We start from the raw sequence: 22540 nt of genomic DNA, 5'->3' as shown, positions 1-22540 counted from the left end.
TTTTTTATATCTGATCAATAACTACTTAAACCCTAACGATTTTAGCACCTATTGCACGTAATCTTTCATCAATATTCTCGTAACCACGATCTATCTGTTCAATATTATGAATAGTAGAAGTCCCTTTTGCAGATAATGCAGCAATTAATAATGAAACGCCAGCTCTAATATCTGGCGATGTCATTGTAGTCGCTTTAAGAGTAGATTTAAAATCATGACCTATTACTGTTGCTCTATGTGGATCGCAAAGAATAACTTTTGCACCCATATCTAACAATTTATCAACGAAGAATAAACGGCTTTCGAACATCTTTTGATGTATCAACACTTCTCCTCTAGATTGCGTAGCAACCACTAAAATGATACTCAATAAATCAGGTGTCATACCTGGCCAAGGTGCATCTGCGATGGTTAAAATAGAACCATCGATATAGTTTTGAATTTCGTATCCGTCTTTATGAGCAGGAATGTAAATATCATCTCCTTTTCTTTCTAGCGTAATACCGAGTTTACCGAATACAGTTGGTATTTGACCTAAATCGTCCCAACTAACATCTTTAATAGTCAGCTCACTTTTGGTCATTGCAGCCAAACCGATCCAGCTACCAATCTCGATCATATCAGGGAGCATACGGTGATCCGTACCACCTAATCTATCTACACCTTCAATAACCAAAAGATTAGAACCAACACCAGTAATTTTGGCGCCCATTCTAATTAACATTTTACAAAGTTGCTGTAAATAGGGTTCACACGCCGCATTGTAAATAGTAGTTTGTCCTTCAGCTAATACCGCTGCCATTACAATGTTCGCTGTTCCTGTTACAGAAGCCTCATCTAACAACATATAGGTACCCTTCAGCTTTTCAGCTTCAACCCCGTAAAAATATTCTTCGCGATTGTAACGAAATTTGGCGCCTAGTTTTATAAAACCTTCGAAATGTGTATCTAAACGTCTACGACCAATCTTATCACCACCGGGTTTAGGTATATATCCTTTACCAAAACGTGCTAATAAAGGCCCTACCAACATAATAGAGCCTCTTAAGCCTCTACCATCTTCTTTAAATTGATCTGATTGTAAATAATCTAGATTAACATCGTCTGCCTTAAAAGTATAAGAGCCTTTGCCTTTCTTCTGAATTTTTACACCTAAATCTTCTAAAAGCGATATCAATTTATTGACATCAACAATATCTGGTATATTGTTGATCGTTACTTTTTCGTCTGTAAGTAGTACTGCGCAAAGTATTTGAAGTGCTTCGTTCTTTGCTCCTTGAGGTGTTATTTCACCAGATAACTGATGCCCTCCTTCAATTTTGAATGTCCCCATCTAGAGAAGTGGAAATTTAATACCGCTTTTTACTGCGGTTATTATTATTATTTCTTTGATTTTTCTTTCCTGTATTACTCGAACGTGGCGTTTTAGCAACTCGATTTTTAAGAAACTGTCCGCTATCGGTCAAACTCTCATCTTCGGCAGCTAAATCTATACGACCATCGCTTAATTCAAATAAATGCTTAAAAATAGCGCTATCATCAACTACATCTTTATTCCAATTCAAATAGCATTTCTTCATGTGATTGGCAATCGCATATTCCAAACCAGAACGCTTATCACCTTTCTCCCACTCTACGGCGACATCAATCATACGCTTAATGTTATTACCATAAAAACGATATTTAGGAAAGTTTTGAGGATACTCTAAAGCATCAGGTCTCTGTCTTAATACCTCTTTAGAAGTAATTGGAAATGGTGAATCTACATCTAAATTAAAATCAGCCATAATAAATAACTGATCCCAAAGTTTATGTTGAAAATCAGGCACATCGCGTAAATGGGGCTGTATATTTCCCATTACACTAATGATTGCTTGCGCAACTTTATTTCTTTCTTCACGGTCTTCAATTGATATCGCATGGTTGACCATTTTTTGAAAATGACGACCATATTCGGGTATAATCAAATGTTCACGCTCTGTATTATATTCTAGGTTTTCTACTAATTGCAAATTGAAAATTTTAGCTTAATGTATTTGAGAAGTATTCTTATAACGATGCCAAATTAATAAAATTATAGATGAAATGCTATTTTACAAGGAGATAACACCTTCTATTTCGCCTACTTTTTTATATTTTTCTATAACCTGATCCGGACTCGCCAAGTTTACCGTTATAGAAATACTGGTATATTTACCGTTTTTCGATTTTTTTAAATTGATTACCGCACCTGTGTTGTCAAATATGTCATTGATTTTATCAATTTTATCTGTGTGCGTCTCTACAATAAATTTATACAGATAGTCAGATGGCCATTTTGATGTTTCAGTTAATTGGTCCTTTAATTTCTTATAAAATTCAACAGGGTTATTTTCGTCCATAACTAGTGTTTTATGCAAAGATAAGTGTAATGTACCAGTTTTTTAATACTGTTGGTTTATGTACTTTTGCTTTCATAAATGATGAGTTTGAAAAGCAAGAGAATAGTAGTTACCGGCGGTCCGGGAACCGGAAAAACGGTATTGATATCATCACTTGAAGAAAATGGCTATCACTGTTTTCATGAAGTGATAAGAACCATGACTTTAGATGCATTGGGTGATGTATCTTTAGATGATAAATTAGTAAACCCTATTGATTTCGTTAAAGATGCAAAAAGCTTTAATGATGAATTGATCAATGCCCGTTTACAACACTTTATTAATGGTCAGCAAGTAGGTAAGGAAAATTTGTTTTACGATCGCGGGCTACCCGATGTTATCGCATATATGAACTATTTTAATCAGCCTACAGAAAAAAAATATGCTGATCTATGTATGGAAAATAGATATGACGAAGTGTTGATTCTACCTCCCTGGAAAGAAATCTACGTTCAAGACAATGAGCGTATGGAGAACTTTGAACAAGCATGTGGTATTCATGAACAGCTTGAAAATACGTATATTGAATTAGGATACCGACCAATTGAAGTGCCTTTTGGTACTATAGAAAATCGTTTACAATTTGTAGTAGATTTTATAAAAAAAGCGGGTGAATAATACACCAAAAGAAATTTTATCAAAATATTGGGGTTTTGACAGCTTTAGAGGCTCTCAAGAAGAAGTCATCAACGCCATATCTAACGGTCAAGATGTTTTAGGTTTATTACCCACAGGAGGTGGTAAATCGTTATGCTTTCAAGTACCGGCATTAATGAAAGACGGTATTTGTATCGTCATATCTCCTTTAGTTGCTTTAATAGAAAATCAGGTAGACAACCTTCAAAAACTAGGTATTAAAGCCATAGGTCTAAAAGGTGGACTCAAATTTACCGAAGTAGATAAATTATTGGATAATTGTATTTATGGCAATTATAAATTTCTCTATTTATCACCAGAACGCTTACAACAAGAACTGGTTCAAGAGCGCATAAAAGCCATGAACGTTTCTATGTTCGTTATAGACGAGGCACATTGTATTTCTCAATGGGGTCACGATTTTAGACCGGCCTATTTAAGCTGCTCCATCTTAAGAGAACTACACCCTACCCCACCAATGGTTGCTTTAACGGCAACGGCAACAAAAAGAGTAAGCGAAGACATCATTTCTTCGTTAGATTTAAATTATCCATTTGTAGTAAAGGATTCTTTTTTTAGAAAAAATATAGGTTTTGAGGTGATACAGACCGAAGATAAAAATGGCCATCTAAAACACTATTGCCAACAAATTCAACATAGTGCTATTGTATACGTCAGAAGCAGAAGAAAAGCAGAAGAACTTTCTAAATATTTACTAAAGAATAATCTAAAAGCAACTTTTTATCATGGTGGTGTTGATCAAAAAACAAAAACCGAACGGTTAAATCTTTGGTTAGATGATAAAGTAGCTATTATGGTTGCCACCAATGCATTTGGTATGGGCATAGACAAACCAGATGTAGAATTAGTAGTTCATTATCAAATACCAGATAGTGTAGAGAATTACTTTCAAGAAGCAGGTAGAGCTGGTAGAAATGGTGATTTTGCAAAAGCCATCCTCTTAACGAATACTACGGATAAGGTTTTGGTAAAAAAGCAATTCGTTGAAATTTTACCAGATGTTTCATATGTAAAAATGATTTATCGAAAGTTGAATACATTTTTTCAAATAGGATATGGAGAGTTTACCGAAGCCAAATTCCATCTTAACTTTAATGAATTCTGTAGTATCTATAAGTTAAATACATTTTTAACCTATAATGCTTTACAGCTCTTAGATCGCAACTCGGTTATTTCTCTCTCTGAAAATTTCTCAAAGAAAATAACCATCAAGTTCATTACAGATAAGGATACCCTATACAGATATATAGATAAAAACTCTAAACTTGCTGATTTCATTAAGGTGGTATTACGCACCTACGGCGGACTCTTTGAATTCGACACCCAAATAAACACCTATTTACTATCTAAAAAAATATCTTTATCAGAATCTGTAATACATCAAAATTTTGAGCAACTTGCAAAAGATGAAATCATTGAATACACCAGTGTTTCTAGCGATTTAGAAATCTTGTTTTTGGTACCACGAGATGATGACCGCACCATTAATATGTTCGCAAAAAATATTGAGGAACAAAATCAACTTAAAATTGACAAGGTGACGAAGATGTTGAACTTTATTGAAAATGACACCGTGTGCAGAAGCATACAGTTATTGGGTTATTTCGGAGAAGTTCAAGAAAAAGAATGTGGAATTTGCGATGTATGTATCAGCCAAAAGTTGGGCAATACAGATGTTGTACACGCCAAAATAAAGATTATTCAGTATCTAAAAGAGACCGACGCAAGTTCTCGAGAAATTCAAACAAAATTAAATATTGCCCAAACTATAGTTATTGCTGCAATACAAGAATTATTAGAGGACAATTACATAACATTAAACAGTATAAACGAATACCAACTATTATAATATGGAAGCATTGAGAATTGTATTTATGGGCACCCCCGATTTTGCTGTAGGCATTTTAGACATGCTTGTAAAAAAGGAATATACTATAGTAGGTGTTATTACAGCTCCAGACCGACCTGCAGGTAGAGGTAGAAAGCTGAACGAATCTGCCGTTAAAAAATATGCAGTAGAAAATGGGCTAAATGTATTACAACCAACAAATTTAAAAGACACTGATTTTTTAAGTAACCTAAAATCGCTGAATGCCAATTTACAAATAGTAGTAGCTTTTAGAATGTTACCAAAGCTTGTTTGGAATATGCCAGAATACGGAACCTTCAATTTACATGCATCGCTTCTACCTCAATACCGTGGTGCAGCGCCTATTAATTGGGCTATTATTAATGGTGAGACAAAAACCGGAGTTACCACATTCTTTATTGATGAGAAGATAGATACTGGCGCCATAATAATGCAAGATGAAGCGGTAATCGAAATTACCTATAATGCAGAAGACTTGCATGATAAATTAATGCACTTAGGAGCTGAAACTGTCGTAAAAACTGTAGCAAGAATTCAAGAAGGAAATTTTGAAACTACCAAACAACCAAATTCAGAAGACTTGAAAGAAGCCCATAAACTATTTAAAGAAACCTGTGAAATAGATTGGAGCAAGTCTAAAGAAGCTATCTACAACTTTATAAGAGGTTTGAGTCCGTACCCAGCAGCATGGACAACTTTGACAAACGGTGACCAGACCATTATTACAAAAATTTATGCAGCAACTATAGAAGATGAAGAACATGAATTTTCTACCGGAACGCTGTTTTTTACTAAAAAAGAGATAAAAGTTGCGGTGAAAAATGGCTACTTAAATCTAGTGGAAATACAACTTCAAGGCAAGAAACGGATGCTTGTTAGGGATCTGTTGAACGGCCTTAATTTGGAGAAAAACGCTAAAATGGGGTAAACCCCCGTCGTTATTGGGCTGCGAGAAACGTAAAAAAAAACCTACTTTATCAACAAACACGCTGAGTTATCAACAAAATAAGGGATTTCCCCTTGTTTTACTTGTGTTGCTCAGAAATCCATATAAATTTGTTAGTAGGTATAAATTATTTAATCACAATTAATTATCACATTATGAACAAAACAGAATTGATCGATGCAATGGCAGCTGACGCTGGCATCACAAAAGCTGCGGCTAAAAAGTCATTGGAATCTTTCTTGGGGAATGTTGAGAATTCTCTTAAAAAAGGAGATAGAATTTCTTTAGTAGGTTTCGGTTCTTGGTCCGTATCTAAAAGAAATGCAAGAGAAGGTAGAAATCCATCAACTGGAAAAACTATCCAAATTGCTGCTAAAAATGTAGTAAAGTTTAAAGCTGGTGCTGATTTAGGTAAAGCTGTAAACTAATTTTACACAGATAAATTTATTAAAAGCGCCTTAATAGGCGCTTTTTTTATTTATATGTTTTTGCATTTAAGAGGATTTGTCTTACTTTAGGTATATAATCATACGATATTTATGATCGCATTAAAGCCAACTAAAGGAAAATTATTAATTGCCGAACCTTCGCTAACAGGCGATGTTTCTTTCAATAGGTCTGTCGTATTGTTAGCCGAACATAGCAATGATGGCTCTGTTGGTTTTATTTTAAACAAACCACTAGAATACCAAATAAATGAATTGGTAACAGAAATCGAATTACCATTTCAGGTTTATAATGGTGGTCCCGTTGAGCAAGACAATTTATACTTCATACATAAAGTGCCGCACTTAATAGATAATAGTGTTGAAATCTCTGATGGTATTTACTGGGGCGGTGATTTTGAAACTACCGTAGAACTTATCAATAAAGAGATAATTTCTGAAGATGATATTCGATTCTTTCTTGGCTATTCTGGTTGGTCTTCTTTACAATTAGATGAAGAACTGACCTCAAAATCGTGGATCGTTGTAGAAAACGAGCATGAAAGTAGAATTATTCAAAAAGCTGCAAAAGCAATTTGGAAAGAGAATATGATTCAGTTAGGTGGTAACTACCTACTTTGGTCTAATGCTCCAGAAAATCCTAGTCTAAACTAGGCATTAGCACTTAAAGACATTCTAGCAGCTGCATTTAATTTACCTATTAATTGTTTAGCCGTAGAATTTACAAAATCTTTCTTTCGATATTTTGTAATAGAAACAATACCTTCAATATTATTTGCTAAGAATAACTCATCTGCTTTTTGAAGCTCAAAAGGTGATATACTTTCCTCTAGAAATTCAAAATCATTGAGTTTTGAAACCATATCAATAAGTTTCTTTCTTAAAATACTATTGATACAACCATCTGTTACAGGGGCTGTTTTTATCTGATTACCTTTTACAACGAACAAATTACCATTTAGAGCCTCTATGACCTGCTTTCTCTCGTTGAGCAACAAACAATCTTGATAGTCATTTTCTTGAGCGTAGATAGCGCCTACTACATTAATAATCTTATTATTGGTATCTAAATTAGAGAGCATGCTAGAATTCTTATAGAAATCTTTAAAAAGCTCTACTTCATAATGTTCTTCGTTTAGAATATAAAACGGACTAGCCAATAAACTACTCGTTATAAAATAAGAAATACTGTTATCAGAATTAGAAAAATCATTTCCATTATTTCTAAAAACGGTAAATTTTATTTGTCTCGCTTCTTTTAATTCAATTTCAGAAAATAATTTAAGAATTTCTTCCTCCATAAATTCCATGGTAAATTTCATTGGTATTTCCATTCTAAGAATACGCATTGAAGACATTAGACGTAAATAATGGTCTTCTAGAAAAATAATATCTCCATTAACAACACGTAATTCTTCAAAAACGGCATCACCAAGCTGCACTCCCCTATTCTTTTCGTTTAAAAAAGAAGTATTCTCCTCAAGAAGTTCTCCATTAAAATTGAACATAAAAAAAGCCTTAAAAAATTAAGGCTCAAAGATACTGTAAATAAGGGTATTTCTATGAGGAACCCAAAACCTGTTTCAAATCAGATACTTGGTTCGTCCAAAGCATTTTAGACTCTTCAACTTCGTCATCTTCGGCAAAGTCGGTTATAAACAATGAAACATCTTTAGTGATTTCATCAACAATTATCTTCATCTCAAAAAAGCTATCATCATCTGCCTCTTCCCAAGAAAAACGTACGAATTCATCAGTTTTTCTTTTTAACAACTGAGCTTCTTCTTCAGCTCCGTCCCATATAAATGTAAATTTTTCACCTCTAGAATTTACATTATCTGCAAACCATTCTGACAGTCCAGATGGGGTTGCCAGGTATTGATATAACATCTGTGGTGAAGACTGTATTACAAACTCTATTTCAAATTTTATTTTATCGCTCATGTTCATGCTACTTTATTGCGGGCAATATATATATTTCTAAATGATAAAAAAATAAATGTAGGGTATTATTTTTTTCATCAAGTTTTGTTGAAGAACAAATAAATTACCACTATATTTGCAGCCGTTTAAAAATAATATGGCGAGGTAGCTCAGTTGGTTAGAGCGTCGGATTCATAACCCGGAGGTCGGGGGATCGTGCCCCCCTCTCGCTACTTTTACAACCCATTGAATAACAGGTTCTTAAACCTCTTGTCAATGGGTTATTTTTTTAATACCTTACAAACCGCATACGCTACCGCATACAGTCACGGTTTGAAAAAAAAATTTACAGAGCCAAAAATATACCATGGTGGGGAGGATTTTGACCTTTCCAAACGTTGGTATGTTTATTATTCCTTCGAACATCCCACAAAAAAAGATGACAAGGGAAATCCCGTTTTAAAACGCCAAACATCCATAACCTTAAAAGTCAACCAGCGATATAAGGCCAAAAAGGAGCGTCTGTTCCATTTACAGTTGATACGTGATGCCCTGCACCAAATGTTGAAGGATGGATACTCACCCTATATAGAAAAAGTTGACGGAAAAATTATGGCCTATACAGCCGAATCCGCACTTGATTTTGCTTTTGACCTAAAAAAAAGTGTTTTAAGCGAGACCTCGATAAGGGATTATAGGAGTCGTTTAGGGAGATTTAAAAGGTATTTAAAAGAACAAGGGCTTCTTGGGCGGAATATTCTTGACATTGACAAAAAAGTGGTCAATGGGCATCTTAACGAGATACAAAAAACATCCAGTGCCCGTAACCGTAACAATACCAAGGTAGTATTAGGTGCTCTTTTTTCAGTTCTGGAAGACAATGAAATTATCCCAAGGAATTTTATACATAACATCAAGAAGTTAAAGACCAATCCTAAACGGAACAAGACCTATGCACTCAATATCGTTGACGGCCTTTATGACTTTTTAAAGGATAATGACCCCCAACTCCTTTTCTTCATAAAAATGGTCTCTTATAATTTCCTGAGACCTATAGAGGTGTGCCGATTAAAGGTAGGTGACATAAATATTGGTCAGAAAGAACTTCAGGTCAGGGCCAAGAACAAATTGGTAAAGACGAAAATCATCCCCGACCAGATCCTAGATGAGCTGAAAAAACTTGATCTTTCGAATGCCGACCATTTTCTGGTATCCCCAGAGGGTGTCGGTCCATGGGACACGACGGAGACCAATAGACGCAACTATTTTTCAAAGCGCTTCAAAAAGGCCAAAATCCAATATAATCTATTTTTAAAGCAGGAAGGAAATTCTTTTCAGTTGGGCAAAGACCATACGGTCTATTCCTTTCGACATACCTTTATTACCAAGCTCTACCGTGAACTTAGAAAAAGTTATGCCACTACCGAGACCTATGACAGACTGATGTTGATCACCGGACACTCCACCTTGGAGGCATTGACGGCTTATTTAAGGGATATCGATGCCGAATTGCCCGAAGATTATAGCGGTTATTTAAATTAGCAAATGAATTCAAACGGTTCTGGGGGGGTGAAGAATGCCCAGTGCTAACATTCTCTTTCGGTATTCATCGAACAGGCGTTCCTTTTCGGTCATGGGTTTTGGACGGTTATTTGAAATACCTTTTTTGCGCCGGAGTGCGGCCTCCAGTTCTTCAACTGAGAGGCTGTCGACCAAAAGGTTCAATATATTATCCGCGCCTAAACCCATTTGTTTTCACTACCTTTTTCTCCCTTTTTTCCTTCGCTTTCTCCATAGGGGACCATCCAGTTCGTCTCTATAACTATTGAAGGGTTCCGGTACTAGGATATCTTTTTCAGAAAGTCCCAAATCGTCCTTTGGTTGACCAATAACTTCCCCTGCCCCTCCGATAGTACCTTTTGGTTGTTCCGGATTTTCTCCTGTCCTTTCTTTATCAGCGATAATTCCTCTAAAATCTCTTTGTTCTGCTGAATTAGTTTGGAGAACAATTGCACGGTCTCTGTCTTGTTCATAAGTGATGTATTTGATAATGGCGTTCCATGAATAGCCCCTGCCCAGGGTACTGCCCTTGTAAATGACCCCATCATATTCAAATGAAATTCCGCTGACCCTGCCAGTCGTCTTGCTTATATTGAACCTTGGACAGACGTTTTGGGCATGTAGTATCTCAATAAAACTTTCTGTATCCACTGATTTATGGACAGCATGTTTCACTTTCTCTAACAGGATGTACCGTATCGGGGCATTTCCGGTACGTAATGCCTTTTCAATTTCCTGTTGGCTAATGGGTGATTCTTTTTTGACAATGGTTCCGTCCAATTGGGTGAGTTTATAATCAACTTCCAATTTTCGTAATATTTTTTTGCTACGGAACAGGTCCTTGGCATCGCTTACCACCTTACCTGAGTAACCGACCCGATTGGCAATGATATGGATGTGCTGGTGTTTTTGATCATGGTGCCTATAGATGATATATTGGTTGTCGTCGAAGCCCATTTCTTTCAGGTAATCATGGCCCAGTTTGGCGAATTCCTTATCCGAAAGCTTGTCCTGATAGGGCAGGTTCAGGGAAACATGGAGCACCGCTTTTCCCAAATTTGGCCGTAATGCCCGGACCGTATTAAAAGTATTGGTATTTTGTATTGTTGAACCTAGGCCAATATTGGCATCGATGATGTGTGCGCTACCCTGCCCTACCTTTTGGTCGTTATAGGCCAAAACCCCATAGAAATCTTTTCCCTTGATGATCTTAGCTATCATGGTCGATGATTTTTAAGGTCAGGGCGTTCAATAACTTTCTAAGTTCTATCAGTTCGTCTTGTAATTGTCTAGGATAGTGGTTGCCGGAATGGACTTTTTTGGTGAGTTGGTTGATATTGTTTCCTACTCGACTCAGTTCTACAAATAGCCTTCTATCCTCCGATGATACTTTTTTTCTTGGTAGTACCACTCCCGTAGTTCTTCTCCTTACGTAATCCGCTATTGAAATTCCAAGACAATTTGCATTATCGGAAACCACGAGATATTCGTTTACACTATATCTTATGTTGATCTGCATTGCCCTTAACGATTCCAAATTCTTTTTTGGACGTGCCATAATTCTAGGGGTTTGGGGAGGGTCCCCGACAAGCTTGCGAACAAAGTGAGCAGTTTTTGCTAGCAAAAACATAGCTTGCTACGTGACCTCCGATTAACTTAAGGCAAACCTAAGGGCAAGTGAAGAAACGGTTCTTAAGTGCTGTACACAAAGTAGTGTACACCACTTTTTAGGAACAAAGTAATACGTCCTTGTATTTCTCTATAAGGGATTCTGCTGCTGGGGCAATCTGAAAAAACAAGAAACGATAATTTACTAGATGGAATAGCGCTCTTCTGTAGTTCATTTTTTTACTACCGTTGTCCTCAAAAAACCGACAAGCATCTTTAGGATGGATTTCATGAGGGGTCGCCAGTCCATTTAAGGTGCGCTGGGCAAACTCAAAGCGTTGTAGTGCTCTCCTGTTAATTACATCCAAAGATAATTCCTTAGGATATTCAAGAACATCATAATACAACTCCTCCAAAATGACTATAAATGCTCGTCTTCTTGATAATTTTGGCTTTGACGGTTTTACTCCAAGTTCCATCTCTATATCGGCAGTAATCTTTTTGGCCAGTTTAACTTGTTCCAGGGTGTAAGTGTTCCCATTGACCTTTAGGTTAGGCTCCCTTTCGAGTTGGTCCAGGTATGTAAGCAACTTTTGGGCGTTCATTATCGCTTGGGGCCTTTTCTATTTTGGTTTTTTATGGTTAGGGAGAGGGATTCCCTTAAAGAATTCTTCAAGACATCCATACGTAGGGACATTCCTAAAAGGTTGCGCTGCACGGAACTCCCCACTACATCGTATGTAGCTATGTTCAGTTTGTTTTCAGACAACTTATGCCTTACTGCCACAATTAAGAGCAGCTTCTCGTGGTCGTCTAGCTTAGTGGCTGTGGTATCTAAGTTTGAGGTAAATAAATCTAGAAACTCTTTAGTTCCAATTTCTTTGTCACCTTTTATTTTCTCTAATTCTGTATTATTGATATCATTGATAAAGTGTTCAATAGCAAATTTTCCGAATTCCCACTTTCGGTATGTTGCTGTGGGGTCTACTAGTTCCATTTCCACAAAATCAACGAGCTCTTCATTATTCAGCATGTTTTCAAACCCTAAACCTTTTGTTTGAATGGCAGAAAGTTCTTGTACTACTTCATCCGAAAAATTATTTATCAAATGAATAGCAAACTGCTTGGCCATATCCAACATGGGTAAGTTTTTTTCTGCTAATACCTTTAGGAAGGTACCCTTCTGACCTACTTCAAGATTGTCCTGATGAATAAGATAAACGAACAGATTACTGAGAACATCATTTATGGCAGTGGAATTATTATTTTTTCCTAGCATATTAAAATCAATAGTCTGTATTGTGTTATTATTCATCCTTTTTCAACTTTACGCTTCGTGCCAATTAAACCAGAATTCATCGAATAAATCATTGCCGGTCTTAACTTCATCCAACGTGTCCTTTAATTCTTCGAGATTTAAATATCTATAGCCCAAAGCTTGACATTCTTTTTTTTCTCCATTCTTATTATTGATTTCATAGTCAGGTCTTAGTAATATGTAAATTATTCTTCGACTATCTAGTTCCTCGTAGTACTCTAAAGCCTGATCCCTATATTTTTCAAGTTGCCCAGGTCTAATTTCCGAATACATTTTGTTCTCGATTATTAAAGCAATCTGTTCACCTGTTTGTAAAATTTCAAACTCGACCCAAAGATCTATATTACCACTTTGTTTCCAGACCTTAATTTCCCCGAACTGTTTCTCACCACCATCACAATCACCAATGAGTTTGGCCAATATCCTTTTCGAATAGGTATTCAAACGTTCAAACGATTTTTCGTATTTAACGTCTGCGCAGCGAATAGTCCAAGACATAAAGAAATCTATGGCCTCTTCACATTTGTCAGATTTTGAATTGTCTTTAAAAAAACTTGGTAAATTCATTAGGTATCGTTTATTTGCACTTCGTTAATTAATCTGTTCTTAAATTAGTTAGTCCAAACTTCTTTCCAGTACTATAAACTTCATATACCAATTTAGATAATTTACTCTCATCCGCTTCCATCTCATGTTTCGAATATTTAATTTCTTCCATCCTCGATAATTCTTTCCCATTTTTGCTCGACTTTAACCTTGTGTCAATACATGTCACAATGTCTTTCTCAAGCTCTTCTTCTTGAAACCACCAATTACCATGAATAAACATATTTCTCTTTTGTCTTAAACCCTGAATCTCGTTCAAAAGCTTTTTCATTTCCACAACGTGCTCGACATCATCTTCGTAATTGAAATTTAAAATTTTAGTGAGTAACTCAATCACTTTTGATATCTGCATATTTTTAGTAATAATAGCAGCAATACCAGGATTTGTGTTATTTATAAGATGCTCTAAAATTGAACTTAGACCAAATTCTAGATTTGAGAATTTAGATGATAATTTTCCAATTAAAATATAGCATTCATTTTCTGTCATAATTTCTTTCTATAACTTATCGTTTAATTGAACTTTAAAGAATTGGACCATGGCTTTTCATAGGATACGTTTTTGTAGGTAGTTATTATTCGCTATTAAATAGATTTACATCAATAATAAGGTGAAATCATTAGATAAATTATTACTCCAGTCAAACTCACGTATAACCAAATTGGCATCACCCACCTGGCTATCTTTCTATGCTTTTCTATTTTCATATTTAATCCCCTTGCTATAGAAATTAAAGCTAAAGGAACTATTAATGCAGCTAGTAGAATTTGTGTTATCAGGATTATTAAGTAGGTAGTCTTTATTAGTCCAGTTCCTCCAAAACTTGTTGATGGTGTCGTAAAGTGATATAATAAATATGAGCCTAAGAAAATTCCAGTAAATGATAGTGAGGCAAAAATAAAATTTCTATGAAAGATTATTTTCTTATTTTTTATCGAGATTAATGCACCTAATAAACTTAAGAATGTCAGTCCATTTAGTGTTGCGTTTAATTTCGGAATGTATGAAAAATCATAAGTGTCAGAAAATGTCATTGTTGGCACAAAATAAGCAAGACCTATTAATAAGTTAATTCCTATGGATAAACTCCATATAGCTTTTGTATAATTTCTTTCTTTAAGGGTTATTTCATTCATTACAATCCTATTTTTAAAGTTGGCTACAGCTATAGGATATAACAATTGTTAATCTCCTAATTGTTTCCAAGTTAAGAATTAGTAGTAAAAAGACGCCTTAACCGACTTTAAATAATCGTTTATTTGAACTTTGGTTTAGCTCAGTTCTTCTTAAATCACGTTCAGTTCTGTGAGACTTTAGATCTCGTTTTCAAGTTGTTGTGAGCAGAAGTAGCCGGTTCTTTCATAAAACATTTCTTATGAATAAATATAAAGAAACTTTTGGAGTTGACATTAGTAAAGATGTCTTTGATGTACATGGTAGTAACAAAGGTCACGACCAGTATAAGAACGATGAAACGGGGTTCAAGAAATACCTTAAGGAATTACCCAAAGGTTCATTGGTCGTTATGGAAGCTACCGGTTATTATCATTACAGACTTGCACAGTTTCTTTACAAAAATGGAGTAATAGTTTCAGTAGTAAACCCATTATCTATAAAGCGGTTCATTCAAATGAAACTTGCCAAGGTAAAAACGGACAAGAGCGATGCCAAGGCTATATGTGAGTATGCCCTTATCAACGAGGTTCCTATTTATAATGCCTTGACGGACACCCAGAGCGAATGTTTACAGTTGTTCCGGTTATTGGATACCTATTTAAAGCAACGAACGGCAACCAAGAACAAGATACATGGGGAAGCAGTTTTAGGTATACCCTCAAAGTTTGTTTATCGTTCCTTGATACGTAACAAGAAACAGCTCAATAAAGAGGTAGCCGCTATCCAATCAAAGATTCTATCATTGGTGAAAGAGGACCAACAGGAGCAATTGACCTTGTTGACATCGATACCTGGTATAGGTCAAAAGACTGCATTGTTCCTAATAGTGGTCACCGATGGTTTCAGTAAGTTCGAAACCGCAGCACAGCTTTGTAGTTATGTCGGTATAACCCCGACGATACGAGAGTCTGGGAGCAGTGTAAGAGGTCGTGCGCGAATAAGTAAGGTCGGCAATAGAAAGCTTCGTAATCTACTGTTTCTATGTTCTTTCAATGCCTGTAAACACAACAAGGCGTGCAAAGAGGTATATGAGCGAATCGTGAACAAGGGTAAGAGCAAGAAATTGGCACTGATAGCCGTTGCCAACAAACTATTAAAACAGTCTTTTGCTATCGCAAAATCTGGCAGACCATATGATGAAACCTACGTTTCTATATTGCCTAGATAAATAGCAGATTAATTGAATAAAAAAAGCTCAAGAATCTGTTTATTGAATCTATGAGCCTAGAATAATATTGTCTCAGATTAAAGAAGAATTTGTTTGTTTTTTACCTCAGTTCTTTGTTAGCGGTTCGTTGTTTCTTAGCTTTATTTCCTTTAATTAATAACAGCATTTATTTTTTCCCATAGTTCGTTGTCGAAACCTGATACTGCAAAATTTGGATTTGCAGGGTCAGAAGCATCTCCCATTCTTATCACAACCATTTTTTTACTTGGAACTACATATATTCGCTGGTCATTTGCTCCCATTGCGGCATACATATCGACAGGAGCATTAGGTACTAAATTGCCTTGATAAACAGTTTGCTGTCCGGGTATCATATAACTCGGTTTTCCGTTTAGCCACCAAAAGTAACCATAAGAAGGATTGATGTTTTGTGAAGTAGCTATGCTTTCATTAAAAAAAGATTCATTTATTACTTGTTCATTGTTCCATTTTCCTTTGTTCAATGCTAATAATCCGAATCTTGCCATACTTCTTGTATTGCTATGATATATTTTAAAGATTAGTCCATTATTCCAAAAACCATCCATACCTATTTTGGTCTTTATTTTTTCGTTGAAATAGATTTCAAAAGGTTTGTTACTTGCACTTGCAAGCACATCTGTTAATTTTTGAAAAATGTTACTATAGGCCCATCTTGTTCCAGCGTCTGCAACATAGGTCAAATTTGGCTTAATAACGTATTGTTTCGTGTCATCATTGCCTGATGTCATCGTCAATAAATGTTTTACTGTTATCAAATTTTCTTTTTCTAAAGGCATACTTGTCCATTCTGTGCCTAAATAATCTGATGCTTTATTATTGATACTCAATAAATTTTCTTGTTGGGCGATTCCTATTGTTGTGCCAACTAATGTTTTGCCTGCACTATTCCACTCCCATTCTAAAGAAGATGTATGCCCATTAAAATATTCTTCCATACCTATTCTTCCATTCACAAGTATTACAAATGATTTTGTGTTTTTTTGAATTAGGTAATCTTTTAAAGGTTGAATGGCACTTTGATTCCAATTCAAACTCGATATTGACTTAGTTTCCCAAATAGAATTGGTATTGGAAGGGAAATACATAGATTCAGATGGTGTTGGTTGAACCACAGTATCATCTTTACTACAACTTGAAATTAATAGTAGTAGTAATGAAAACAGAGTTATTGACTTCATATATTTTTTAATTTATTTGACATTTTATTTGTTTAATGATATTCATTAATACTAATGGAGGTTTAGTTTTAATGTTCGTTAAGGCACATAGTTTACACAAGTTAAAGATTAGGGTTTACACTAAATTAATTTCTAATCTTGTTGCTTGTTCTTTATTTCTTAAATTGTTTTCATCAAAGAAACCTAAAAATACGTTTCTATAAAATACCCTCCAAATACCGTTTCCCATTTCTTGAATACCTACATATTTGCCCATTAACGAAGCTGTCACATATACCCAGTAATATGATTTCCATCTAATAGATCCATTCTGTGTTACTTTAAGCACTTTGTATTTGGCATCATAGTGAAAGTCAGGTATTCTTTCAAGGAACGGTCTTGTAGAAAAGTCGTGCATATCGGCAGGTGTCTTCATGTTCAAGGCTTCATGAGGTCTTATGTTGTTATATTCCTTTACAAAGTGGTTTAAACGTCTTTGTTGTGCTTTTAGGTCATACGCGGAAGGTTTGGCACAAGCGGCTTTTAGATCTCGGTGCATGCGTTCATGTCTACCGTTTTGTTCTGGATGTGCAGGATCGGAAAAGACAGGTGATATACCCAGTTCGATAAACCAATAGGAGAGCTGGGTAAAACGTTGGATGGTACGCACGGAACCAAAGGGACTGCCATTGTCCGTATGTATTTGCTTAGGTATCCCGAATGTTCTGAATACCCTTGTGAACTCGGCCTTTGCAGACTTTAGGTTTTCATGGTAATGACCTTTGGCAGTGAACAGGAACCGGCTTTTAGAGTCTGCAATGGTGAGTGGATGACAGTATATTTTATTGCCCATTAAAAACTTTCCCTTATAATCTGCGCTCCACACTTCATTACAGTGTTCAGGGTCGAAAATCGGGTATACCGGTTTTACTCTTCGCATCCGCTTTTGTGGACACACCAAACCATGGTTCTTTAAGATTTTATGAACCGTGACCACAGAGGGGACTTGTTGGGCCGTAAAATCTTTAAACAACAGTTCCCTTAATTTTTTAGCGCCCCAATGATTGTGTCTTTTCTTAAGTTTTAGAATACCCTCAATGATATTCTGACCCGTTGCATTAGGGTGTTTCCCAGGAGCTCTGGACTGCTCTTTTAATGCCTCAAAACCTTTTTCCTCGAACCTGCTTATCAACTTATAAGCCGTTGGCCTGGAGATTTTAAAGCTTTTGCATAATTCGGTTATGGTGTATTTTCCTGTACGCCATTCACAGATAAATTCAATCTTTTGTTCCATAGTCGTTGTTTCTTTCCAAGGCATAATAATTTGATTTTAATCTCAAATTATAACCTTAAAAGTGTAAACTATGTGACTTTAACTTTGTAAAGGATGTCCCTTTAACGTACCTAATGACCGCTAACGTTAAGTATAAGAAACGTAGGGCAGTTGATAATCACTTTCGTTTCGGTTTATTACTTAGCTAAATATAAATATTTTGCTTTTATCTTTTTTACTATAAACGCCAAATTTTATATTTAGCGGACTTTGTTAATAAACACAGACCTTTCGGTTAGCACAAACGCCCTATGTTTTTTATACAGTGTTACCAAACGTTTGTATTTTTAATTGACCTATTTAACTTTTGACAGAGCACTATTTTAAATCATTTTAAAGTAAGTTATTTTGGTCTTAGTGTTTCAATAAGTTTAGCATCTACCCAAAACATATTTACATCTTCGTATTTGTCAGTTGGCTTTACTTTTCCGACACTCCTATTAAAAAAAAGATATTTGCCATCAGGAGTTATACTAGCACCATTTTCTGAAGCAGCTGTATTAATTTTATCCCCCAAATTAATTGCTTCACCCCATGTTCCATCTTTTTTTCGATAACTCACATAAATATCAGATTTTCCATAACCATTTTCTCTTCTGCCATCCCAAAGAATGTAGGATTCATCGGGAGCTATAAAAGGATGAGCATTTGCTGTTCCAGTATTTATTTCTTTTCCAAATAGTTGGGGTTTTTCACGTGTTCCTTCAATTATTCTAGAAAAACGTAAAAGACCTTCTCCCATTGCATCAAAAACATATGTCCCTTTAGATGAGGCGGTAAGTCTCATTATATTAATATTACTAATGGCTGAGTCAAGCTTTTTTATTTCTGACCAATCTCCATTTTCCATTCGCTCCTTATATTTTGTACCTAAATGCATTGTTCTTCCATCGGTTGATATAAAAGGCAGACCAACTCTTTTGGATAATATTGAATCTTGCCATTTATTATCTTTATACTGAAAGACCATATACTTCATTTTTTTTTCTTTTTCGGTCTCCCCAATTTCTCTAAGAAAATAAAACTCTTTAAGGTCAGGTGTAAAAGCGCCACCAAATTCCCAATTGTCTGTTGATATAATTCCAGGTGCGAAAATTTCAGGGGTTAAGCTAGGAGGCTTTTGTCCAAGATATGGGTTCTCTATAATTGATTGATTATCATAGTTTGATGAATCTGTATTTTTTTGGTTCTGTTTTTTAGTATTGCAAGCATTTAAAACTATTACTAGTATAAGTATTAAACATAAGGAGTTGCTATTTTTCATTGGTATTATTGGTTTTAAATGTTTGGTAACGGGAGTTTGCGCAGCAACTCCATTTCGAATAAAAATAAATGATTTGTTTTGATTTATAGGACCCTAAGCGAAGGTTTTATAGCCGGTTCTTTTGTGGTAAACTAAATTTCCAAGAAAAGCAAAGTCGCCCAAAATGGCTGAAATGGCTCCGAATAGGGCAAAAAATATGTCGACAAGCCTTTTGAGCCTGTCCTTCAACACTTTTGGGTCAAGAATGGACACAAGTCTGCTAAGGTTGTAGCATATCATGATCAGGTTTACCTCGGAGAGCACGTTCTGTTTTCCTTTCATCAATGTATGGGTGAAGCCCCATTGTCTTTTGATGGTCCCGAACTGGTGCTCGGTGATCTGTTGCCTGAGCCTATAATATTCCGGATTTTCCTCCACTCTTTTCTGGTTTTCCTCCAAGGCCTCCTGATAAATGGAGCGCTCTATGAAGCGTCCGTTCTTGTTCGTGGTACAAAGGTGCCTTACGGGGCAGACCTTGCAGGCCTGTCGGTTCTTGTAATGCTTGACCTTGTGGCCCGCCTTATTGTAAACGGTTCCATTGGTCACCAATATCTGTCCGTCGGGACAGGTATAGGTATCCATTTCCCTGTCGTATTTAAAATCGACCATGGGATAAAGGCCGTTGTGTTGGGAAGAATGCTCCTTTGGGGATGAGTAAGTTGTTATCCCGTTCTTGGTGCAGATGTCCAGGTGTTTGCCCGTGGTGTACCCTTTATCGGTAAGTGTCCTCATTTTTTCCACGCCCAAAAGTTGCTTTGCATCGAGTGCCATGGGCGAAAGTGCGTGTGTATCGTTTACGGTGCCCGTGTCGTTGTTGACGAAGAGTTTGTATTTTGCATCACACCCTGCCTGCACGTTATAGCCCACATTGATTATGTTGCGGTGCAGTACTACCGATCTGGCATCGGGATCGGTAAGGCTGATCTGTCGTTCCCCACTGGTGCGCAGCTCTTCCCCGATGTTGCGGTATCTTTCCTTCTTCGATTCCTGGTAGGCAATTTTGTCCTGTATTTTTTCGGTATCCGAATCTCCGTCCTCGGCATCAAGTTGTTGTTGGTATTCCAGTATCTTGTTGTCTATGTACTCGATATGGCGGTCGATCTTGTTCTGGTTGAAGTTGTTCTTCAGGGCGTTCTGGGCCCTTATCTTGAAGGAGTCGATGGCAATGGTCTCGCCTTCGATTAGTTCCCAATCCTTGAGCAGCACCACAAAATACCTGAATGCCCCTTTGAAGGCTTTTGGGTTACGCTTTCTGAAATAGGCTATTTTCCTTGCGGACGGCCTTAGTCCCTTCAGGAGCCATATGACCTCGAGGTTTACCTTGCAGGCATGTTCCAATTGGCGGGAGGAGCGCAGTTTGTTCTTGTAGCCGTAGAGATAGAGTTTGAGCATGTCCGAGGAACGATATGGTGGCCTGCCCTCGTTGTTCAGCACGTCCCTGAACCCCAGGTCGCCCATTGGGAGGATATCCACGAACATATCGACGATCCTTGCCCACGAATCGGGACCCAGGCAGGATTCGAAATCCATCATTACGAGTTGGTCCCTGTCAAAACCTGTTATAAAATCCATACCATTAAGATAATCAATATCAATACGTTATGGTATTGGCCGTGCTAAAGGAAATCAACAAAGTTATTAAGAAAGGGTAGGTTTTTGCGCAGTCTGACGGTTAGTATATGAAAAGTAGGCGATTTCGAAGCATTAAACTTTCGGTTAAGCACAAAGTTTGATACGAGCCAAAAGCCTTTATTTTACTACTGTTTCGCCTATTTTTTATATACATCTTTGTTGTACGTAGGCTTTTATTAATTAATTTTTATCGTGTTCAATAATTGTAACATAATGTTCAACTATCGGAAAAGGGTCATAATAATTATGTAATAATTTTTTCCATTCTAAATATTGAGATGATAGCCGAAAATCAATAGTGTGGTTTTCTAGTTTTTCCCAATTGACTAGTAAAATATATTGATTGTCTTGTTCGATACATTTTTTAAGTGAATGGTTTAAATAACCTTTTATAGAGCTGATGAATTGTCCAGCTTTTTCAAAATCTATTTCAAATTGCTTTTCTTTTCCTTTTTTTACTTTCAATATTGCTACTTCTAAAATCATAATTATTAAACTCCATACGTTTTTTTCGCACTTTCAATTTGTTCCGATTCCGTTGTTTCAGGATATAGAATATATTTAGGTGCAATTATTGGCTTAATTTGTTCTACTTTAATTTCTGTTATTGTCAAAAAAGGAAAATTTCCACCAGTCATTTCAGTCAATATTTTTTCCATTTCCAAGAATTCAGAATCAGCTTTTTGTATGATTTTAGCTTTTCCTTTTATTTGGAATCCTTTCTGTACCAAAATGTCTATAAAACTTATACAAACATTAGGATTCTGTTTGATATTTTTAACGGTTTGAGGTGAAGCGATATTAGCAACGATTATTTTGTCCGTTCCGTAATAATTGAAAATTTCTTTTGGGGAAACATTTGGTATGTTTTCAGACGATACTGTCGCAAGCCAACAGAGAACACTTTTGTTTATATTTTCTTTGATTTCTGTTGTTAGTTCCATGTTTTCTAGCTTACGTACAACGTTGTTGTATAAGAATAGTTGCGTTTTTGAGCGAGGCAGATTTTCCGCAGGAAAATCAGCAGTAGCCAAAAATGCAACTACCTTTTGTTTAGACTAAAATAAGCAATTATTTTTATACGTTGTTACCTGCAGTTATATTTCGGTTGCATTTTTTTCAAACACAATTAAATTCCGTTTGAGTTATTTTCAGCGCAATAGTTGGAATTCCGTAATTAATTCATTCAGCCAGCATTAAATTCCGCAAAAGTGATATTCCGCATTTGATTATTTATTTCCAACAGGCTAAAATTCCGTTAGAGTGATTTTCAGATATTGAGTAAGTTTTCAGCGTTTTGTTTGGCAAAAAATCAGCAGTTTTTAATTGAGATTTTTTGAGTTTGAGTGAGTTTCCGCAATTGCAGGTAACGTT

At 36.0% G+C, this 22540-nt stretch carries 25 protein-coding genes and 1 tRNA gene; 8 read left to right on the top strand and 18 right to left on the bottom strand.

The window, feature by feature from the left end:
* Positions 1–25 precede the first annotated feature (25 nt).
* The 3 genes from murA to ACPF9A_RS19325 form a co-directional block, all read right to left on the bottom strand.
* Positions 26–1333 (bottom strand): UDP-N-acetylglucosamine 1-carboxyvinyltransferase, encoded by a 1308-nt coding sequence (murA, locus tag ACPF9A_RS19335; protein ID WP_423999556.1) that lies wholly within the window; start codon positions 1331–1333, stop codon positions 26–28.
* A 16-nt stretch (positions 1334–1349) separates the two neighbouring features.
* Positions 1350–2012 carry a DUF4290 domain-containing protein gene (locus tag ACPF9A_RS19330; RefSeq protein WP_423999554.1) on the bottom strand — a complete coding sequence of 221 codons (663 nt, stop codon included), beginning with the start codon at positions 2010–2012 and terminating at the stop codon, positions 1350–1352.
* An 81-nt stretch (positions 2013–2093) separates the two neighbouring features.
* Positions 2094–2381 carry a DUF493 family protein gene (locus ACPF9A_RS19325; protein WP_423999552.1) on the bottom strand — a complete coding sequence of 96 codons (288 nt, stop codon included), beginning with the start codon at positions 2379–2381 and terminating at the stop codon, positions 2094–2096.
* Between the two features lie 87 nt (positions 2382–2468).
* Here ACPF9A_RS19325 and ACPF9A_RS19320 point away from each other — a divergent pair, with 87 nt between their 5' ends.
* The 5 genes from ACPF9A_RS19320 to ACPF9A_RS19300 all read left to right on the top strand — a co-directional run bounded on the left by ACPF9A_RS19320 (position 2469) and on the right by ACPF9A_RS19300 (position 6993).
* On the top strand, positions 2469–3038 hold the full coding sequence (locus ACPF9A_RS19320) for an AAA family ATPase (protein WP_423999550.1): 570 nt from the start codon (positions 2469–2471) through the stop codon (positions 3036–3038).
* Positions 3031–4926: a RecQ family ATP-dependent DNA helicase gene (locus tag ACPF9A_RS19315; protein ID WP_423999548.1), complete on the top strand. Its 1896-nt coding sequence runs from the start codon at positions 3031–3033 to the stop codon at positions 4924–4926. Before ACPF9A_RS19320 ends, ACPF9A_RS19315 begins: the two co-directional genes overlap by 8 nt.
* A 1-nt stretch (position 4927) precedes the next feature.
* Positions 4928–5875: a methionyl-tRNA formyltransferase gene (gene fmt / locus ACPF9A_RS19310; RefSeq protein ID WP_423999547.1), complete on the top strand. Its 948-nt coding sequence runs from the start codon at positions 4928–4930 to the stop codon at positions 5873–5875.
* A gap of 173 nt (positions 5876–6048) precedes the next feature.
* Positions 6049–6321, top strand: a complete 273-nt coding sequence (locus ACPF9A_RS19305) for an HU family DNA-binding protein (protein ID WP_027066835.1) — start codon at positions 6049–6051, stop codon at positions 6319–6321.
* A 111-nt stretch (positions 6322–6432) separates the two neighbouring features.
* Positions 6433–6993, top strand: a complete 561-nt coding sequence (locus ACPF9A_RS19300; protein WP_423999545.1) for a YqgE/AlgH family protein — start codon at positions 6433–6435, stop codon at positions 6991–6993.
* On the opposite strand, the gene ACPF9A_RS19295 is transcribed toward ACPF9A_RS19300, so the two are convergent.
* Together ACPF9A_RS19295 and ACPF9A_RS19290 are read right to left on the bottom strand one after the other, a co-directional pair.
* Entirely contained in the window at positions 6990–7847 is an 858-nt protein-coding gene (locus ACPF9A_RS19295) for an aminotransferase class IV (RefSeq protein ID WP_423999543.1), read from the bottom strand. The two genes, ACPF9A_RS19300 and ACPF9A_RS19295, sit on opposite strands and share 4 nt — an antisense overlap.
* Before the next feature lie 52 nt (positions 7848–7899).
* Complete coding sequence (locus ACPF9A_RS19290) at positions 7900–8283, bottom strand: START-like domain-containing protein (protein ID WP_423999541.1); 384 nt, start codon at positions 8281–8283, stop codon at positions 7900–7902.
* Between the two features lie 138 nt (positions 8284–8421).
* Between ACPF9A_RS19290 and ACPF9A_RS19285 the strand changes: the two genes are divergently transcribed.
* Both ACPF9A_RS19285 and ACPF9A_RS19280 read left to right on the top strand, forming a co-directional pair.
* Positions 8422–8495: transfer RNA gene (locus tag ACPF9A_RS19285), tRNA-Met, on the top strand.
* Between the two features lie 43 nt (positions 8496–8538).
* Positions 8539–9804, top strand: coding sequence for a tyrosine-type recombinase/integrase (locus ACPF9A_RS19280; RefSeq protein ID WP_423999539.1), 1266 nt, complete (start codon positions 8539–8541; stop codon positions 9802–9804).
* 216 nt (positions 9805–10020) lie between these two features.
* Here ACPF9A_RS19280 and ACPF9A_RS19275 read toward each other — a convergent pair whose 3' ends face one another.
* The 7 genes from ACPF9A_RS19275 to ACPF9A_RS19245 all read right to left on the bottom strand — a co-directional run bounded on the left by ACPF9A_RS19275 (position 10021) and on the right by ACPF9A_RS19245 (position 14491).
* Entirely contained in the window at positions 10021–11043 is a 1023-nt protein-coding gene (locus ACPF9A_RS19275) for a relaxase/mobilization nuclease domain-containing protein (RefSeq protein ID WP_423999537.1), read from the bottom strand.
* Positions 11033–11380 (bottom strand): plasmid mobilization protein, encoded by a 348-nt coding sequence (locus ACPF9A_RS19270; protein WP_423999535.1) that lies wholly within the window; start codon positions 11378–11380, stop codon positions 11033–11035. The genes ACPF9A_RS19275 and ACPF9A_RS19270 overlap by 11 nt, the downstream gene beginning before the upstream one ends.
* A 169-nt stretch (positions 11381–11549) precedes the next feature.
* The gene (locus tag ACPF9A_RS19265; protein ID WP_423999533.1) at positions 11550–12035 is read right to left on the bottom strand and encodes a hypothetical protein; all 486 of its coding nucleotides are present in this window, start codon (positions 12033–12035) and stop codon (positions 11550–11552) included.
* Positions 12035–12745, bottom strand: coding sequence for a hypothetical protein (locus tag ACPF9A_RS19260; protein WP_423999531.1), 711 nt, complete (start codon positions 12743–12745; stop codon positions 12035–12037). Before ACPF9A_RS19260 ends, ACPF9A_RS19265 begins: the two co-directional genes overlap by 1 nt.
* A 12-nt stretch (positions 12746–12757) precedes the next feature.
* A complete protein-coding gene (locus ACPF9A_RS19255; RefSeq protein WP_423999529.1) occupies positions 12758–13315 on the bottom strand; it encodes a PD-(D/E)XK nuclease family protein in 558 nt (185 codons plus the stop codon).
* 28 nt (positions 13316–13343) lie between these two features.
* Positions 13344–13844 carry a hypothetical protein gene (locus ACPF9A_RS19250; protein WP_423999527.1) on the bottom strand — a complete coding sequence of 167 codons (501 nt, stop codon included), beginning with the start codon at positions 13842–13844 and terminating at the stop codon, positions 13344–13346.
* 110 nt (positions 13845–13954) lie between these two features.
* Positions 13955–14491, bottom strand: a complete 537-nt coding sequence (locus ACPF9A_RS19245; protein ID WP_423999525.1) for a DUF420 domain-containing protein — start codon at positions 14489–14491, stop codon at positions 13955–13957.
* A gap of 239 nt (positions 14492–14730) precedes the next feature.
* On the opposite strand from ACPF9A_RS19245, the gene ACPF9A_RS19240 reads away from it, so the two are divergent.
* Positions 14731–15699 (top strand): IS110 family transposase, encoded by a 969-nt coding sequence (locus ACPF9A_RS19240; RefSeq protein ID WP_423997529.1) that lies wholly within the window; start codon positions 14731–14733, stop codon positions 15697–15699.
* A 149-nt stretch (positions 15700–15848) separates the two neighbouring features.
* On the opposite strand, the gene ACPF9A_RS19235 is transcribed toward ACPF9A_RS19240, so the two are convergent.
* The 6 genes from ACPF9A_RS19235 to ACPF9A_RS19210 all read right to left on the bottom strand — a co-directional run bounded on the left by ACPF9A_RS19235 (position 15849) and on the right by ACPF9A_RS19210 (position 22200).
* A complete protein-coding gene (locus tag ACPF9A_RS19235) occupies positions 15849–16919 on the bottom strand; it encodes a serine hydrolase domain-containing protein (RefSeq protein ID WP_423999523.1) in 1071 nt (356 codons plus the stop codon).
* Positions 16920–17034: 115 nt separating this feature from the next.
* Positions 17035–18216: an integrase core domain-containing protein gene (locus ACPF9A_RS19230; protein ID WP_423999521.1), complete on the bottom strand. Its 1182-nt coding sequence runs from the start codon at positions 18214–18216 to the stop codon at positions 17035–17037.
* A 358-nt stretch (positions 18217–18574) separates the two neighbouring features.
* Entirely contained in the window at positions 18575–19495 is a 921-nt protein-coding gene (locus ACPF9A_RS19225) for a hypothetical protein (protein ID WP_423999519.1), read from the bottom strand.
* 93 nt (positions 19496–19588) lie between these two features.
* A complete protein-coding gene (locus ACPF9A_RS19220; protein WP_423997098.1) occupies positions 19589–21106 on the bottom strand; it encodes an IS1182 family transposase in 1518 nt (505 codons plus the stop codon).
* Positions 21107–21346: 240 nt separating this feature from the next.
* Positions 21347–21652: an antibiotic biosynthesis monooxygenase family protein gene (locus ACPF9A_RS19215; protein WP_423999517.1), complete on the bottom strand. Its 306-nt coding sequence runs from the start codon at positions 21650–21652 to the stop codon at positions 21347–21349.
* Positions 21653–21657: 5 nt separating this feature from the next.
* The gene (locus tag ACPF9A_RS19210) at positions 21658–22200 is read right to left on the bottom strand and encodes a pyridoxamine 5'-phosphate oxidase family protein (protein ID WP_423999515.1); all 543 of its coding nucleotides are present in this window, start codon (positions 22198–22200) and stop codon (positions 21658–21660) included.
* Positions 22201–22540: the final 340 nt, after the last annotated feature.

Source organism: Maribacter sp. IgM3_T14_3 (assembly GCF_049603095.1).
Lineage (GTDB): Bacteria > Bacteroidota > Bacteroidia > Flavobacteriales > Flavobacteriaceae > Maribacter.
This window is presented reverse-complemented; position numbering and strand designations above follow the sequence as displayed.

Coding starts and splice junctions, on each gene's coding strand:
- murA (WP_423999556.1), bottom strand. CDS start 1,333: ATGGGGACATTCAAAATTGAAGGAGGGCATCAGTTATCTGGTGAAATA.
- ACPF9A_RS19325 (WP_423999552.1), bottom strand. CDS start 2,381: ATGGACGAAAATAACCCTGTTGAATTTTATAAGAAATTAAAGGACCAA.
- fmt (WP_423999547.1), top strand. CDS start 4,928: ATGGAAGCATTGAGAATTGTATTTATGGGCACCCCCGATTTTGCTGTA.
- ACPF9A_RS19305 (WP_027066835.1), top strand. CDS start 6,049: ATGAACAAAACAGAATTGATCGATGCAATGGCAGCTGACGCTGGCATC.
- ACPF9A_RS19300 (WP_423999545.1), top strand. CDS start 6,433: ATGATCGCATTAAAGCCAACTAAAGGAAAATTATTAATTGCCGAACCT.
- ACPF9A_RS19295 (WP_423999543.1), bottom strand. CDS start 7,847: ATGTTCAATTTTAATGGAGAACTTCTTGAGGAGAATACTTCTTTTTTA.
- ACPF9A_RS19290 (WP_423999541.1), bottom strand. CDS start 8,283: ATGAGCGATAAAATAAAATTTGAAATAGAGTTTGTAATACAGTCTTCA.
- ACPF9A_RS19280 (WP_423999539.1), top strand. CDS start 8,539: ATGGGTTATTTTTTTAATACCTTACAAACCGCATACGCTACCGCATAC.
- ACPF9A_RS19275 (WP_423999537.1), bottom strand. CDS start 11,043: ATGATAGCTAAGATCATCAAGGGAAAAGATTTCTATGGGGTTTTGGCC.
- ACPF9A_RS19270 (WP_423999535.1), bottom strand. CDS start 11,380: ATGGCACGTCCAAAAAAGAATTTGGAATCGTTAAGGGCAATGCAGATC.
- ACPF9A_RS19265 (WP_423999533.1), bottom strand. CDS start 12,035: ATGAACGCCCAAAAGTTGCTTACATACCTGGACCAACTCGAAAGGGAG.
- ACPF9A_RS19260 (WP_423999531.1), bottom strand. CDS start 12,745: ATGAATAATAACACAATACAGACTATTGATTTTAATATGCTAGGAAAA.
- ACPF9A_RS19255 (WP_423999529.1), bottom strand. CDS start 13,315: ATGAATTTACCAAGTTTTTTTAAAGACAATTCAAAATCTGACAAATGT.
- ACPF9A_RS19250 (WP_423999527.1), bottom strand. CDS start 13,844: ATGACAGAAAATGAATGCTATATTTTAATTGGAAAATTATCATCTAAA.
- ACPF9A_RS19245 (WP_423999525.1), bottom strand. CDS start 14,491: ATGAATGAAATAACCCTTAAAGAAAGAAATTATACAAAAGCTATATGG.
- ACPF9A_RS19240 (WP_423997529.1), top strand. CDS start 14,731: ATGAATAAATATAAAGAAACTTTTGGAGTTGACATTAGTAAAGATGTC.
- ACPF9A_RS19235 (WP_423999523.1), bottom strand. CDS start 16,919: ATGAAGTCAATAACTCTGTTTTCATTACTACTACTATTAATTTCAAGT.
- ACPF9A_RS19230 (WP_423999521.1), bottom strand. CDS start 18,216: ATGCCTTGGAAAGAAACAACGACTATGGAACAAAAGATTGAATTTATC.
- ACPF9A_RS19225 (WP_423999519.1), bottom strand. CDS start 19,495: ATGAAAAATAGCAACTCCTTATGTTTAATACTTATACTAGTAATAGTT.
- ACPF9A_RS19220 (WP_423997098.1), bottom strand. CDS start 21,106: ATGGATTTTATAACAGGTTTTGACAGGGACCAACTCGTAATGATGGAT.
- ACPF9A_RS19215 (WP_423999517.1), bottom strand. CDS start 21,652: ATGATTTTAGAAGTAGCAATATTGAAAGTAAAAAAAGGAAAAGAAAAG.